Here is a 13190-nt window from a genome sequence, read left to right as displayed (position 1 = left end):
GGATTCAGTGGTTCCAGTCCGCCAGGGCGGATTCGAAATCGGTCGGCATGCCAAGCGCGCGCGCGTCGAGCGACTTGTCGATGCGCTTGGCCAGACCGGTGAGCACCTTGCCGGGGCCGCATTCGCCGATCCGCGTCGCGCCACCGGCGGCCAGCGCCTGCACGCAACGGGTCCACTGCACCGGAAGGTAGAGCTGGCGCACAAGCGCGTCACGGATCGATTCGACGCCCTCATGCACTTCGCCATCGACGTTCTGCACCACCGGCACCGACGGCGCCTGCCACGGCAGCGCGGTCATCGCCTCGGCGAGGCGGTTGGCGGCTTCGCGCATCAACGGTGTGTGCGAGGGCACGCTGACAGCCAGCTTGACCGCCTTGCGCACGCCACGTTCGGCGAGCTGCTCGAGCGCGGCATCCACCGCGGCGGCATGGCCGCCGATCACGATCTGTCCGGGCGAGTTGAAGTTGGCGGGCACGACCACTGCATCGCCCGACACGGCCTGGCAGACCTCCAGTACCACGGCATCTTCGGCGCCAAGCACGGCGGCCATCGCGCCGCTGCCAGCCGGGGCGGCATCCTGCATCAGCTGCCCACGCAGGCGCACCAGGCGGGCGGCGTCATGCAGCGACAACGCACCGCCGGCCACCAACGCGGCGTACTCGCCAAGGCTGTGGCCGGCGAACAGGGCAGGAATCGCACCACCGCGTGCCTGCCAGAGGCGCCAGACGGCGACACCGGCCGCAAGCAATGCCGGCTGCGTGAATTCGGTGCGATTGAGCTGGTCTTCCGGACCCTGTTGGCACAGCGCCCACAAATCGGCGCCAGCGCCATCGCTGGCCTCGGTAAAGGTCTCCACGACCAGCGGCGCGGACGCGGCCAGATCGGTCAGCATGCCCAGCGACTGCGAGCCCTGCCCCGGGAACACGAATGCCAGTTGATTGTTGGCTGCCTGCGATTCCATCACGCCCGACCCAGCAAAAGAGCGGGCAATGATACGAGCGAATCGCGTGCTGCGTCTGTACCGCCACGTACAGTGACGGCCAGCGTCAGGTTGATGAAGAAACGTACCAGCGCCAACGCATTGGGCTGCGCCGGGCTTTCCAGTCGTCGACACCCGTATCGCAAGCGATCGCAGTCGCCGATGCGTGGCCTGCATCGCGACCACGCTGCACCGTCCGGCGGGTCGATGGCAACGCCACAAACGACGCGGGCCCGACCAGATGGCCGAGCCCGCGAAGGACATTCGACGCTGCGCACTGCGCGATGCGTCACGTCGATGGATCAGCCGTGTCGACGGATCAGTAGCGCAGCAGTGCCGAGCCCCAGGTGAAGCCGCCGCCGAAGGCCTCCAGCAACAGCAGCTGGCCGCGCTGCACCTTGCCCGAACGCACCGCCTCGTCCAGCGCCAGCGGCACCGAACCCGACGACGTGTTGCCGTGCTTGTCGACAGTGACGACGACGCGCTCCATCGGCATGTCCAGGCGCTTGGCCGTGGCTTCGATGATGCGCAGGTTCGCCTGGTGCGGGATCAGCCAGTCGATCTCGTGACGATCCAGGCCGTTTGCCTCGAGCGTTTCCTCGACCACCGAGTCGAGCGCCTTGACCGCGTGCTTGAAGACTTCGTTGCCGGTCATCAGCACCTTGACGCCGGCGTTGTGCTCTTCGGGCTTGAAGCCCACCGAGACGCCCACCGGGTTCCACAGCAGTTCCTTCTTGCCGCCGTCTGCGTGCAGATGGGTGCTGAGGATGCCGGTCTCGCTGTCGGCCTTGAGCACCACCGCGCCGGCACCGTCGCCGAACAGCACGCAGGTGCCGCGATCGGTCCAGTCGAGCATGCGCGTCAGCGTTTCCGCGCCGACCACCAGCACCGTCTTGGCGGCGCCGGAGCGGATGAACTTGTCGGCCACCGTCAGCGCGTAGACAAAGCCCGAACAGGCGGCGTTGACGTCAAACGCGGCGCAGCCGTCCGCGCCGAGACGGTGCTGCAGCAGGCAGGCCGTAGAGGGGAAAATCAGGTCCGGCGTGGTCGTGCCGAGCACGATCAGGTCGAGATCCTTCGCCTCGACGCCGGCGGCCTCGAGCGCACGCACGGAGGCGTGGTAGGCCAGGTCGCTGGTAGTCTCACCCTCGGCGGCCACGTGACGCTGGCGGATGCCGGTACGCGCGGTGATCCATTCGTCGCTCGTGTCGACGAATTTCGCGAGGTCATCGTTGGTGAGGCACTTTTCCGGCAGGTAACTGCCGGTACCCGCGATGCGGGCATAGATCTGTTCGGTCATCTGGGGGATCCCGCAGCGGAAGCATTGCCAGGAGCCGCCGGCATACGCCGGGGCCGGAGCCTCACCGCGGGCTACCGCCAGATTGCAACGGCTGAAACCACCACCGTCCAACCATGCCGGCAAGGCCGGCAGCGACGGCCGCGCGCATCGGGGATGCAGGCGCGGCGCGGCGGGTAGCGACGAAACTTACTCTTCGTCGGCAACCTTCGACTGGGTGTTGATGACCTTCTTGCCGCGGTAGTAGCCGTCGGCGGTCACGTGGTGGCGCAGGTGGGTCTCGCCGGTGGTCGGATCGGTGGCCAGCTGCTTGCTGGACAGCGCATCGTGCGAGCGGCGCATGCCACGCTTGGACGGGGAAACTCGGGACTTCTGAACAGCCATGGTCTTGCTCCAAGGAATACGGCAGGTGACTAGCTTGCGGTGACTATTTCGGTTTGTTCTTCAATGCCGACAGCGCAGCGAACGGGTTGACGCGTTCCAGCTCGGCCTCCTGGGCCGGCCAGTCGCGCTCCATCGCTTCCGTGCCGGGCATTGTCGGCACGACCGGAACGGCAAGGATCAATTCGTCCTCGACCAGCCCGATGGTCTGCAGCATGCCGTCTTCCGGCATCAGCAGGGGTTCGTATCCCGGCGGCAGCGCGGCTTCGTCCGCCTCTTCGCGGATCAGGCCAAGCCGCTGCACGACCTGCACCGGATACAGGAAACGTTGCAGGCTGCGCTGGCAAAGCAGCGGCAGCTCGGCATCGATCCGCATCTCCAGGTACGGGACGCGCAACTCGTCCTGGCCGAAATCGAGGGCGAAACGGACGTCGCCTTCGCTGTCGACCAGGTAGTCGTGCAACCGGGTCAGCGCCGCCAGCGGGACACGGCCTTCCACGCCGCGTCGCGCTGCGACCATGCGCCAAGCATCCAGCATCTCGGGCAGGTTCGCTGACATAAGCCGCGGAATGGTAGAGACCGCAGCCCCGGCTGTCAAACCGGAAAGCCTTTGCCGATCGGGATTTGCCCCCGCCCCGCGAGCCACGGCAGACTGCCAGCCCACCTGCAGCGCCCTGCGTCCGTGAATACCACCCTTCTGCTGTTGAGCGCCGCGGTTTCCGCCGGCGTGCTGGTCCTGATCGTGCGCCTGTTCAGCGGGCGCCGCCGGCGCGCCGTGCGCGCGGTGCTCGACGCCGCCGACGCGCTGGAGGAGCGCCTGCGCACGGCCCGCGCCGAGATCAAGGCGGTTGCCGGCGGCGAAGGCGATGACCCGGTCCGGGACGCGATGCGCGAGATGCTGCGCCAGCGGGTCTGGCTGCGCGACTACGGCAGCCAGGCCAGCCTTGCCCAGCTGGCGGAGGTACGCGGCTCGATCGACGCTGCCCGCAACCGCATCGACCAGCAGCTGGTGCGCATCGAGCGCGCGCGCGCGGTGAGCTGAACGATGCCGTTCCACGACAACCCGACTGCCCAGCAGCCACTGATCCTGGCCTCGACCTCCCGTTACCGGCGCGAACTGCTGGAGCGCTTGCGCCTGCCGTTCAGCATCGCCCGGCCCGAGAGCGACGAAACCGCGCTGCCGGACGAAACGCCGGCGGCATTGGCGCTGCGACTGGCCCACGCCAAGGCGGCCGCCGTGGCGGCACTGCACCCCGACGCCTGGGTGATCGGCTCCGACCAGGTGGCCGAGCTGGGCACCGCCACGCTGGGCAAGCCCGGCAACCGGGAAGCGGCCGTCGGGCAGCTGGCCGCGATGTCGGGCCAGCCGGTCCGGTTCCGCACCGGCGTGTGCCTGTATCGCCAGGGCGTCACGCCGCACCTTTGGCTGGATACCACCACCGTTCGCTTCCGGACGCTGCGGGGCGACGAGATCGGACGCTACGTCGATGCCGAGCAACCGTTCGACTGCGCCGGCAGCTTCAAATGCGAGGGGCTGGGCATCAGCCTGTTCGACGCGATCGAAACGCAGGACCCGACCGCGCTGATCGGCTTGCCGCTGATCGCCACCGCACGGCTATTGCGCGAGGCCGGTTTTTCGGTGCCTTGACGGGCGCCCTGGCCTGACGAGCGCCCGACACAGCTGACGCCGGGGGCGCTAGCGGACGACCTCGATCGGCTGCTCGGACCAGTCCTCGATGCTGCCATCGCGGCCATGCAGACGCAGGCCGAGCCAATGGCGACCGGCGGGAACGCCGCCCAGGTCAATCTTGCCGCCCAGTCCGACGAGCGGGTGCTGGGGATCGGTCGAGATCTTCCAGTAGCGGGCCACGCCGTCGTTGTGCCGGCCGTACTCCGCCGGGCCGATCACCTTTCCGTCCAGGGTGACGTCGACCCGCGCGATGCCGACGCCGTCCTTGAAGGCCCAGCCGGCCAGTTCCAGCGGGCCTGCGACCTTCGCCCCCGCAACCGGCGCGTCGAGCCAGGCCATCGCCGGCGTGGTGCAGCGGCCTGCACGGGGCCGGTCGAGCCGGAACAACAGGAAGCGCTGGCGACCGTGATCGACATTGATCACCCGTGGCGGCGGCAACGGACCGACCGCGTCGCACAACGCGTGGTAACGCGCGAGCAGGGTCTTGTACTGGACGTCGCTGGCGCCGACCACCAGCAGCACCGGCGCGTCGCCCCACGCAGCGCGACCCGGCGTCTGCAGGCCCCACAGCTTCAGTTGCGGCGCCCGGCCGTGCTTGTGGTTGAGCGGATGGTCGAGCACGGGGATGTTCGCGTCGCCCAGCGCGAAACCCAGCTCGGCACCAAGCTTGAAGTTCTCGGCCACGATGCGGGTGTTGGCCGGCATCGCCGACCACTCCAGGCGCACCGCATCGGCAAGCCGGTCCCAGCCGGCGAAGTTGGAGGGATACCACTTTTCGGCCGCGCTTTGCGCGCGCACCTCGGGCAACGACACCACGACGTAGTAGCCCAGCATCGCCACCAATCCGACGGCGGACAACGACCACGTCGCCGCGCGCAGCCAGGCAGGCCAGCGCGCCAGCAATGCCGGCAACAACGGCAGCAGCGCCAGGTAGCCCGGCAGCGGCCAGTGGAAACTCACCCGCTCGGTGTCGGCAAAAAAGCCCAGCGCGAAGAAGCCCAGCACCACCAGCCCACCCAGCAGCGCTAGGTAACGCGAGGCCGGCAAGGCGCTTCGACCACCACGCCAGGCCGCGATAGCCAGCGCGGCAAACAGTAGCGGCGTCACCAGCAGCGCCTGGATGACCACGAACGAAATGCCGTCGGCATGAAATGCCCACGGGTGACGATCGACCAGCTGGAAGCGCAGCCCGGCATCGGCGTTGTCGAAGTTCCAGGCCAGCAGCGGCGTCCATGCCGCGGCGCCGAACGCGACGGCAGTCCATACGCGCACGTCGCGCAGCGCCTGGCGGCCGTCGGCGAGCAACAGCAGGGCGACGAAGCCCACGGCAATCACGCCGATGAACCGGTAGTGGGTGAGCGCGCCGATCGCAAGACCCAGCGCGAGTTCGAGTGCACCGCCGGCATCGACCCGGCGCAACAGTCGCGCACCGGCGTCGACGCACAGCAGCGTCGCCAGCGCCATCGCCGCATCGGGCAATGCCAGCAGCCCCAGCGTGCCGGCCAGCGGAAGCAGCAGCGCGAAGCAGCCGGCCTGCCATCCGTAGGCCTCACCGAATTCGCGGCGCGTGATGTGGACGACCAGCCACGGCAAGGCCGCGGCAATCATCAGAAACGGCGCGCGCAGGCCCAGCGGCGTGTTGCCGCCGAGCGTGACACCGAGCCGTGTCAACCACGCCGTCAACCCCGGCAGATCGGAGTAGGCCGCGGCAAGGTGCTGGCCTTCCAGCCAGTAAAACGCCTCGTCGACGAACAAGGGCAGGCGGGCGGCGACCAGCACCTTGATCGCCAGCACCACCGCGAACAGCACGAGAAAGCGCTGTCGCGCACGCAATTCGTCCTGCATCGTCTCCTGACCTCGCTAAACTCAATCGGATTCAAGGAGACTTCCGATGTCGGCATCCCCCAAGACAGCAAGCATGCTACCCGATGGCCTGCGCGACGCCCTCGACCGCGCCCAGAACCAGGTGAACGGGCTGGTGCTTGGCAAGGTCCAAGAAGTCAGGCTGGCGTTCGTGGCGCTGTTGTCGGACGGTCACTTGCTGATCGAAGACCTTCCCGGCCTGGGCAAGACCACCCTCGCCCACGCGCTCGCGGCAACCCTGGGCCTGGACTTCCAGCGTGTGCAGTTCACCTCCGATCTGTTGCCGGCCGATGTCGTCGGCGTTTCGGTGTTCGACCCGCAAGCGCGTCGTTTCGAGTTCCACCCGGGACCGGTGTTCACCCAGGTGCTGCTGGCCGACGAAATCAACCGCGCGCCACCGCGCACGCAAAGCGCCCTCCTGGAGGCGATGGCCGAACACCAGGTGACCGTCGACGGGACCACCCACGCGTTGCCGTCACCGTTTTTCGTGATTGCCACCCAGAACCCGGTCGACCTCTCGGGCACCTACCCGCTGCCCGATTCGCAACTCGACCGCTTCCTGCTGCGCCTGGCGCTGGGTTATCCGGGCGAGGCCGCTGAACGCGACCTGCTGTCGGGCAGTGACCGCCGCACCCTGATCGCACGGGCCCAACCGATGCTCGGCAGCGACGACGTGCTGGCTGGACGTGCGGCCGTGTCGGCGGTGCATGCCAGCGAAGCACTCATCGACTACGTGCAGGCGCTGCTGGCGCGCAGCCGCAAGCACCCGGGCGTGCGTGTCGGCCTGTCGCCACGCGCGGGTCTGGCGCTACTGCGCGCTTCACGCGCGTACGCGCTGCTGCTCGGTCGCAATCACGTTTTGCCCGACGACGTGCAGGCGTTGTTCACCGCCGTCACCGCGCATCGACTGGTGGCCGACGCCGACGCCGGCAGCGACGCGGCATTGGCCAAGGCGATCTTGCACGCCGTACCGGTCGATTGAATTGCGCGATGTCCAGCAGGCAATGGCAGACCACCCACGGCAGATGAGCATCCGCAGGTGAGCAATCGAACACCAACCGGCCGGCGCCCATCGACCGGCGATGACGCACCAGCGGGCCGGGCGCAACGGCTGTTCCGCCGCGCGTACGCACGCATGCAGGCGTGGACCCGGCCGCGCGACCCGGAGCCCCTGCCGGTGCATTTCGTCCGCCAGCGCATCTACGTGCTGCCGACCGGCTTCGGCCTCTTCTACGCGGCGCTGCTGTTTTCGATGGTGATCGGCGCGCTCAACTTCAACAACAACCCGGCCCTGTTGCTGGCGCTGTTGCTGGCCGGTGCCGGGCTGACCAGCCTGGTGGCCGGACACCTCCAACTGGCCGGGCTGACGGTGGTGGCGGTCGAAGCCGAACCCGTGGCCGCCGGGAGCCCCATTACCCTGCGCCTGCACGCGCACGCCGCCGATCAACGCCGACGCCGCGGCCTCCGCGTTGCATTTGCGCACTCCGACGGATCGGCCAGCCAACGACATGCCGTGCTGAACCTCGAACAGGACCACGGCGAGGCGGCGCTGGACATCGAGACCGAGCGGCGTGGATGGCTGGAACTGCCGCGTCTGCGAGTGTCCACGACTCGTCCGCTCGGCCTGGCACGTGCCTGGGCGTACGCCTGGCCGGATGCGCCGCTGCTGGTCTATCCCGCCCCCGAGGCGCACGGACCGGCATTGCCTGAAGGCGCCGGCCAGCAGGTGCACACCCGCCTTCATCCGACCGGCGACGACGTCCATCACCTGCGCGCCTACCGCGCGGGCGATGCCCGCCGCGCGATTGCGTGGAAACATTCGGCTCGACGCGACACGCTGCTGGTGCGCGAGTACGAACAGCCGCTCGGCGCAGAAGTCGTGCTGGCCTGGAACGCGCTGTCGGGCCTGCCCTACGAGGGACGGATCGCGCGACTTGCCCGCTGGGTCGACGAGGCCGAGCGCGAAGGTCGCCGGTACCGCCTCGATCTACCCGCGCAACCCGCGCTCGGCCCCGACCAGGGTGCCCAGCATCGCCACGCCTGCCTGCGCGCCCTGGCCTTGTTGCCCCATGACTAGTCGTCGCACAAACGCCAACCGGCTCGATTCGGTCAGCCGCGCGTGGGCGTACGCGGCGGGCATCGGCGGTCTGTTGCCGCTGCTGACCCAGCTGCCCGGGACCACTGCGGCCACGATCATGGTGACCTGCGCATTTACCACGGGCTTGTCCTGGCGTCGCGCGATACCCGCGATTCCCCGGTTCCTGTTGCTGATGGCGGTGGTGGGGACAGTGCTGTCGCTCACCGGCTACTCCATCGGCCGGGACACAGGCGTTGCCCTGCTCGGCGCCATGCTGGCGATCAAACCGGCCGAAACGTCCACGCTGCGAGATGCGCGCAGCCTGGTCGGCTTTGGCCTGTTTGCCCCGTTCTCGACCTTCCTGCTGGACCAGGGCCCGCTGGTGCTGACACTCGGCCTGTTGGCGGCGTTCTTCTCGCTGGCCGCGCTGCATCGATTCGCCGATGTCGAGTCCGAGGACAGCGTCTCGCCGCCACTGCGCCAACGCCTGACAGGCGTCGGACGCCTGCTCGGCATCGGATTGCCGCTCGCCCTGGCGGCGTTCTGGTTATTCCCGCGACTGACCACGCCGTTGTGGGGCTTGCCCGAGCGCGCGCTCGGCCGCTCCGGACTGTCCGACCGGATGACCCCGGGGCAGTGGCTGGACCTGATGGGCGACGGCACTCCAGTGCTGCGCGCGCAGTTTTTCGGCAAGACACCGATGCCGTCGCAGATGTACTGGCGCGGCCCGGTGCTGTGGGACTTTGACGGGCAAAGCTGGACGCAGCCGTCGTTCACCCGCGACATGCCGCCCCCTCCGGTCCAGTCGCAATCGGTGGTGTGGGATTACCAGGTCGAGATCGAACCCACCGATCGCCGGCAACTCGTCGCGCTGGACCTGCCAAGGGCAGCGCCCGACGGCAGCCATCTGGACTACAACCGCAGCCTGCGCACGACGTCGCCACTGTTCTCCATGACGCGCTGGCGCATCCGGTCCTCGCCACCGGCGGCCCATCAGCCCGACCTGCCGCCGGCAGTGCGCGCGCGCGCACTGGCGTTGCCGGACGGCTACAACCCCCGCACGCTCGCCCTGGCGCGCCAATGGCGACTCGAGGCGGGCAACGATGACCAGGCGCTCATCCGTCGCAGCCTCGCCTGGATCCGCAGCGAGTTCGCCTACACGCTGGAGACGCCATTGCCGGGGCGCGACGGCGTCGATGAGTTCCTGTTCGACCAGAAGGCCGGGTTCTGCCAGCACTTCAGCTCCTCGTTCGCGGTGCTGATGCGCGCAGCGGGCATTCCCGCCCGCGTGGTCACCGGGTATGCGGGCGGCTACCGCAACCCGATCGGTGACTACTGGCTGGTGCGGCGCCTGGACGCGCATGCCTGGACGGAGGTTTGGCTTCGCGGGCGCGGCTGGACGCGCGTGGACCCGACCGCCGCGGTGGCGCCGGAGCGCATTTTCGACACGCTGGCCGATCGCACCCTCGACACGCAGGGTGGGCTGCTGGGCGGCATCGCCACGGCGGCGCCGTTGCTGGATGTCAGTGACTGGATGCGGCGCGGCTGGAACGATTTCGTGCTGGGCTTCAACGCCGAACGCCAGCAGCACATGCTGCGCCCACTGGGCATCCCGCGCCTGGACACCTCCCACCTGATCGGCCTGTTCACCACGTGCGCCCTGCTCGGCCTGTTGTGGATGACCTGGCTGAGCTCGCGCGGCGAGCGCCAGCGCGACCCGGTACTGCGTGCCTGGCATGCGCTCAGCCGGCGTTATGCGCGCCTGGACCTGGCCCGGCAGTCGCACGAAACCGCCGACGGCTGGGTTGAGCGCGTCACGGCGGTACGTCCGGACCTGGGCGATCCGCTGCAACGGCTCAGCCATCATTTCAACGAATGGCGGTACGCTCAGGCCGACCCAGCGCGGGTCGCGCATCGACAGCCGCGTGGCCTCATCCGCGAACTGCGCGCGCATCGTCCACAACCGCTCGGAGAACGCCGATGAACAGCAGATTCGCGGTAGTCGCCCTCGCCACGGCCGTGCTGGCGGCCTGCGCCTCGCAGCCTCGACCGTTGCAGGGCGAATTCAATCCGATCACCCCACGCGATGCCACGACCGGCGATTCCACTGGCGCGATGGTGCGCTGGGGTGGTCGCGTGGTGGCGGTGGAACCCCAGACCGACCGCACCTGCTTCGAGATGATCTCGACGCGACTGGACACCTACGGCCGGCCGTACTGGGCCAGCGACGACACCGGCGGGCGCTTTCTCGCCTGCCGCGTGGGCTTCTACGACCCCGCCCTGTTCCAGGTCAACCGTGAAGTGACGTTCACCGGACGCGTCGCCGGGTACGAAAGCCGCCGCATCGGCCAGTACGACTACCGATTCCCCAAGGTCGAGGCCGACGTCGTCTACCTGTGGCCCGTGCGCGATCGCGTCGACGTCATCACCCGCCCGGCCCCGTGGCCGTGGTGGGGCTGGTGGTGATCGACCGGCGCGGTTAGCGAGCCGGGCATCATCGACCCCAGAACGCGGCCAGCCGCACCGATCGCCCGTCAGTACTCGTTGCGGGCGATCGGGTTGCGCGCGGCTACCGCGGTGGGTTGCGGTGCGTTGGCGGCGAGGGCGAACGGCTGAAATTGGGCCGAACCACAAAGCGGCTTCGGCTTGAATGAATCGTCGTGCCCTACTGATCCGCTAACCATCCCAGATAGGAAGCGGCACCGTCCGGAGACAACGCCAACGCCGCCTCCGCCACGGTGGCATCGCCTTTGACGGCAGCTATGGCAGCAAGCACGCAAGCAACCATGTCTCCGTCCCATGGGCGAGATGCAGCTGCCGCGGCCAGGGCAGGCAACTGGCTCAGGGCGGCAAAGTAGGCCTGCTCCAGATCCGCGGGTACGGACATGCCTTGGTGCTTCCGGCAGATCTCGACCCACGCGGGAAATTGGAAGTACGTCGAGCCAGCCTGTTCCGGTTGGGACGCAAGGGCGCTCACGACGTGGGGTACTGCCGCAAATGAGGCTGAATACACGTCGCCTTGATGCGCCAATGAACTCCATAGAGTGAACCAGGGCTCCGACTCTCCGGCGGCTTCCGGTAGAGATTGAAGCTGGCGGAGCAAGGAAGGGGTGTCCAGCGCGGGGCCGTATGCATGCTGGAGCTCTCCCCAGCGCGAACTGTCCAGACTCAGCATGCGAGAAACTTCCTTAGGGGCATGACCTGGGCCCTCGCCGCGGCCGGTGGAGGACTCCCGCCGCGGCTGCCCATCCGCGCCTCAGCGCGACGTGCCGAAGCGACCCAGCGGCGCGCCGGCCAACAGGTGCAGATGCACCTGGAACACGGTCTGGCCGCCGTTGCCGTTGCAGTTCATGACCACCCGGTAGCCGTCGTCGGCGAAGCCCTGCTGCTTGGCGTACGCAGCCGCTGCCAGGGTCAACCGGCCGATGACCTCGGCCTGCGAAGGTTGCAGGTCGTTGAGCGTGGCGACGTCGGTCTTGGGCACGAACAGCACGTGCACGGGCGCCTGCGGTGCGATGTCGCGGAACGCGATCAGGTGCTCGTCTTCGAACACCACGTCGGCGGGGATCTCGCGACGGATGATCTTGTGGAAGATGGTGTCGTCAGTCATGGCGCTTCCCGGTTGCGAAATGAAGGGGATTGCTGCGTTGCATGGCGTTGGCGTTGCATGACTCTGAAGCCGAAATCGTGGAATCGGGCCAGTTGCCGGGTCACTCGGGCATTTCGCCACGGCTGCCGAACGCGTGCGACAGCGTGCCGCGATCGACGTACTCCAGCTCGCCGCCCAATGGGACGCCGTGCGCGAGCCGACTGGGCCGTACCCCGTGCTGTCGGGCCAGCTGGGCCAGGTAGTGCGCGGTGGCCTCGCCTTCGACCGTGGGATTGGTGGCAATGATCAGTTCCTGCACCTCGCCCTCGGCCAGGCGCTGCGCCAGGCGGTCCAGGCCCAGCTCGCGCGGGCCGACGCCATCGAGCGGGCTGAGCCGTCCCTGCAGCACGTAGTACAGGCCGCGGTAACCGGTGGCCTGCTCGATGGCCAATCGGTCGGCCGGCGATTCGACGATGCACAGCAGGTGCGCCTCGCGCGCGGCACTGGCGCAGGTTGCGCAGACCTCGGTTTCGCTGAAGTCGCGGCAGCGCACGCAATGGCCGATCTTCTCGACCGCTACCGCCAAGGCTTCCGACAGACGCTGCCCGCCCGCGCGCTCACGTTCGAGCACGTGGTAGGCCATGCGTTGCGCCGACTTCTGCCCGACACCGGGCAGCACGCGGAACGCTTCGATCAGTTGTTCAAGCAGGGATGACGACATCGGTCACGGCAATCCGTCAGCGCCAGGCGATCGCACGCGGCGAGGCGCGGGCCCGGCGGCAAGTCCGACGGGCGAACGCGGGCCAGAACCCCGCCTTCGGCCCGCTGCTGCGCCCGGGGCGCGGCGTTGCGCCGCACTCCGGACGATGCGATCAGAACGGCATCTTCATGCCGGGCGGCAGCTGCATGCCCGCGGTGGCCGCGCCCATGCGGTCCTGCGACGCGGCGTTGACCTTGTTGACCGCGTCGTTGAACGCCGCCGCCACCAGGTCTTCGGCCATTTCCGGGTCGCTGACCACGCTGGGGTCGATGCGCACCTTGCGGCACTCCATGCGACCGGTAAGCACCACGCTGACCATGCCGCCGCCGGCGTTGCCGGTGACTTCGAGCTTGGCCAGCTCTTCCTGGGCGCGCTGCATGTTTTCCTGCATCTTCTGCGCCTGCTGCATCAGTTGGGCGATATTTCCGCGCATCGGGTCCTGCCTTTCTTCTGTCAATGGCCGGGGCGATGCCCCGACTGGGATGGTCCCGCCGGCTCGGCCGCGGGGTTGTCGATTCAGATGGGGGCGCGGCGGGCAAACGCCACGTCCCGGT

Annotated in this window: 15 protein-coding genes; 6 read left to right on the top strand and 9 right to left on the bottom strand. The window is 68.5% G+C overall.

What is annotated here, in order from left to right:
• Positions 1-4: 4 nt before the first annotated feature.
• The 4 genes from fabD to EER27_RS03945 form a co-directional block, all read right to left on the bottom strand.
• Positions 5-961 (bottom strand): ACP S-malonyltransferase, encoded by a 957-nt coding sequence (gene fabD / locus EER27_RS03960; RefSeq protein ID WP_123086745.1) that lies wholly within the window; start codon positions 959-961, stop codon positions 5-7.
• Between the two features lie 337 nt (positions 962-1298).
• Positions 1299-2279: a beta-ketoacyl-ACP synthase III gene (locus EER27_RS03955; protein ID WP_123086744.1), complete on the bottom strand. Its 981-nt coding sequence runs from the start codon at positions 2277-2279 to the stop codon at positions 1299-1301.
• Between the two features lie 186 nt (positions 2280-2465).
• On the bottom strand, positions 2466-2660 hold the full coding sequence (gene rpmF, locus EER27_RS03950; protein ID WP_123086743.1) for a 50S ribosomal protein L32: 195 nt from the start codon (positions 2658-2660) through the stop codon (positions 2466-2468).
• A gap of 43 nt (positions 2661-2703) precedes the next feature.
• Entirely contained in the window at positions 2704-3216 is a 513-nt protein-coding gene (locus tag EER27_RS03945) for a YceD family protein (protein ID WP_123086742.1), read from the bottom strand.
• Positions 3217-3339: 123 nt separating this feature from the next.
• Here EER27_RS03945 and EER27_RS03940 point away from each other — a divergent pair, with 123 nt between their 5' ends.
• Both EER27_RS03940 and EER27_RS03935 read left to right on the top strand, forming a co-directional pair.
• Positions 3340-3699, top strand: a complete 360-nt coding sequence (locus tag EER27_RS03940; RefSeq protein ID WP_123086741.1) for a hypothetical protein — start codon at positions 3340-3342, stop codon at positions 3697-3699.
• 3 nt (positions 3700-3702) lie between these two features.
• Positions 3703-4305 (top strand): Maf family protein, encoded by a 603-nt coding sequence (locus EER27_RS03935; protein ID WP_123086740.1) that lies wholly within the window; start codon positions 3703-3705, stop codon positions 4303-4305.
• Positions 4306-4353: 48 nt separating this feature from the next.
• On the opposite strand, the gene EER27_RS03930 is transcribed toward EER27_RS03935, so the two are convergent.
• Complete coding sequence (locus EER27_RS03930) at positions 4354-6192, bottom strand: ArnT family glycosyltransferase (RefSeq protein WP_123086739.1); 1839 nt, start codon at positions 6190-6192, stop codon at positions 4354-4356.
• A gap of 46 nt (positions 6193-6238) precedes the next feature.
• Between EER27_RS03930 and EER27_RS03925 the strand changes: the two genes are divergently transcribed.
• The 4 genes from EER27_RS03925 (at position 6239) to EER27_RS03910 (ending at position 10753) form a co-directional block, all read left to right on the top strand.
• Positions 6239-7192 (top strand): AAA family ATPase, encoded by a 954-nt coding sequence (locus EER27_RS03925; protein WP_123086738.1) that lies wholly within the window; start codon positions 6239-6241, stop codon positions 7190-7192.
• 153 nt (positions 7193-7345) lie between these two features.
• Positions 7346-8287: a DUF58 domain-containing protein gene (locus EER27_RS03920; RefSeq protein WP_123086737.1), complete on the top strand. Its 942-nt coding sequence runs from the start codon at positions 7346-7348 to the stop codon at positions 8285-8287.
• Entirely contained in the window at positions 8280-10271 is a 1992-nt protein-coding gene (locus EER27_RS03915; protein WP_123086736.1) for a transglutaminase TgpA family protein, read from the top strand. The genes EER27_RS03920 and EER27_RS03915 overlap by 8 nt, the downstream gene beginning before the upstream one ends.
• Positions 10268-10753 carry a Slp family lipoprotein gene (locus tag EER27_RS03910; RefSeq protein ID WP_190285636.1) on the top strand — a complete coding sequence of 162 codons (486 nt, stop codon included), beginning with the start codon at positions 10268-10270 and terminating at the stop codon, positions 10751-10753. The genes EER27_RS03915 and EER27_RS03910 overlap by 4 nt, the downstream gene beginning before the upstream one ends.
• Before the next feature lie 199 nt (positions 10754-10952).
• Here EER27_RS03910 and EER27_RS03905 read toward each other — a convergent pair whose 3' ends face one another.
• From EER27_RS03905 to EER27_RS03890, 4 genes are all read right to left on the bottom strand, one after another.
• Positions 10953-11462 (bottom strand): hypothetical protein, encoded by a 510-nt coding sequence (locus EER27_RS03905; protein WP_123086734.1) that lies wholly within the window; start codon positions 11460-11462, stop codon positions 10953-10955.
• Positions 11463-11543: 81 nt separating this feature from the next.
• Positions 11544-11897 (bottom strand): histidine triad nucleotide-binding protein, encoded by a 354-nt coding sequence (locus EER27_RS03900; protein WP_123086733.1) that lies wholly within the window; start codon positions 11895-11897, stop codon positions 11544-11546.
• A gap of 100 nt (positions 11898-11997) precedes the next feature.
• A complete protein-coding gene (gene recR / locus EER27_RS03895; RefSeq protein WP_123086732.1) occupies positions 11998-12597 on the bottom strand; it encodes a recombination mediator RecR in 600 nt (199 codons plus the stop codon).
• 151 nt (positions 12598-12748) lie between these two features.
• On the bottom strand, positions 12749-13069 hold the full coding sequence (locus EER27_RS03890) for a YbaB/EbfC family nucleoid-associated protein (protein WP_123086731.1): 321 nt from the start codon (positions 13067-13069) through the stop codon (positions 12749-12751).
• Between the last annotated feature and the right edge of the window lie 121 nt (positions 13070-13190).

The sequence above is a fragment of the Montanilutibacter psychrotolerans genome (genome assembly GCF_003719825.1).
Classification (GTDB): Bacteria; Pseudomonadota; Gammaproteobacteria; order Xanthomonadales; family Xanthomonadaceae; genus Montanilutibacter; species Montanilutibacter psychrotolerans.
Note: the sequence above shows the minus strand (reverse complement) of the source record. Positions and strands in the feature narration are given on the sequence as shown.

What these genes read in the sequence shown, in the direction of transcription:
- recR (WP_123086732.1), bottom strand. Translation starts at nt 12,597, where the DNA reads ATGTCGTCATCCCTGCTTGAACAACTGATCGAAGCGTTCCGCGTGCTG.
- EER27_RS03955 (WP_123086744.1), bottom strand. Translation starts at nt 2,279, where the DNA reads ATGACCGAACAGATCTATGCCCGCATCGCGGGTACCGGCAGTTACCTG.
- EER27_RS03915 (WP_123086736.1), top strand. Translation starts at nt 8,280, where the DNA reads ATGACTAGTCGTCGCACAAACGCCAACCGGCTCGATTCGGTCAGCCGC.
- EER27_RS03900 (WP_123086733.1), bottom strand. Translation starts at nt 11,897, where the DNA reads ATGACTGACGACACCATCTTCCACAAGATCATCCGTCGCGAGATCCCC.
- EER27_RS03945 (WP_123086742.1), bottom strand. Translation starts at nt 3,216, where the DNA reads ATGTCAGCGAACCTGCCCGAGATGCTGGATGCTTGGCGCATGGTCGCA.
- EER27_RS03930 (WP_123086739.1), bottom strand. Translation starts at nt 6,192, where the DNA reads ATGCAGGACGAATTGCGTGCGCGACAGCGCTTTCTCGTGCTGTTCGCG.
- EER27_RS03910 (WP_190285636.1), top strand. Translation starts at nt 10,268, where the DNA reads ATGAACAGCAGATTCGCGGTAGTCGCCCTCGCCACGGCCGTGCTGGCG.
- fabD (WP_123086745.1), bottom strand. Translation starts at nt 961, where the DNA reads ATGGAATCGCAGGCAGCCAACAATCAACTGGCATTCGTGTTCCCGGGG.
- EER27_RS03935 (WP_123086740.1), top strand. Translation starts at nt 3,703, where the DNA reads ATGCCGTTCCACGACAACCCGACTGCCCAGCAGCCACTGATCCTGGCC.
- EER27_RS03905 (WP_123086734.1), bottom strand. Translation starts at nt 11,462, where the DNA reads ATGCTGAGTCTGGACAGTTCGCGCTGGGGAGAGCTCCAGCATGCATAC.
- EER27_RS03890 (WP_123086731.1), bottom strand. Translation starts at nt 13,069, where the DNA reads ATGCGCGGAAATATCGCCCAACTGATGCAGCAGGCGCAGAAGATGCAG.
- rpmF (WP_123086743.1), bottom strand. Translation starts at nt 2,660, where the DNA reads ATGGCTGTTCAGAAGTCCCGAGTTTCCCCGTCCAAGCGTGGCATGCGC.
- EER27_RS03925 (WP_123086738.1), top strand. Translation starts at nt 6,239, where the DNA reads ATGTCGGCATCCCCCAAGACAGCAAGCATGCTACCCGATGGCCTGCGC.
- EER27_RS03920 (WP_123086737.1), top strand. Translation starts at nt 7,346, where the DNA reads ATGCAGGCGTGGACCCGGCCGCGCGACCCGGAGCCCCTGCCGGTGCAT.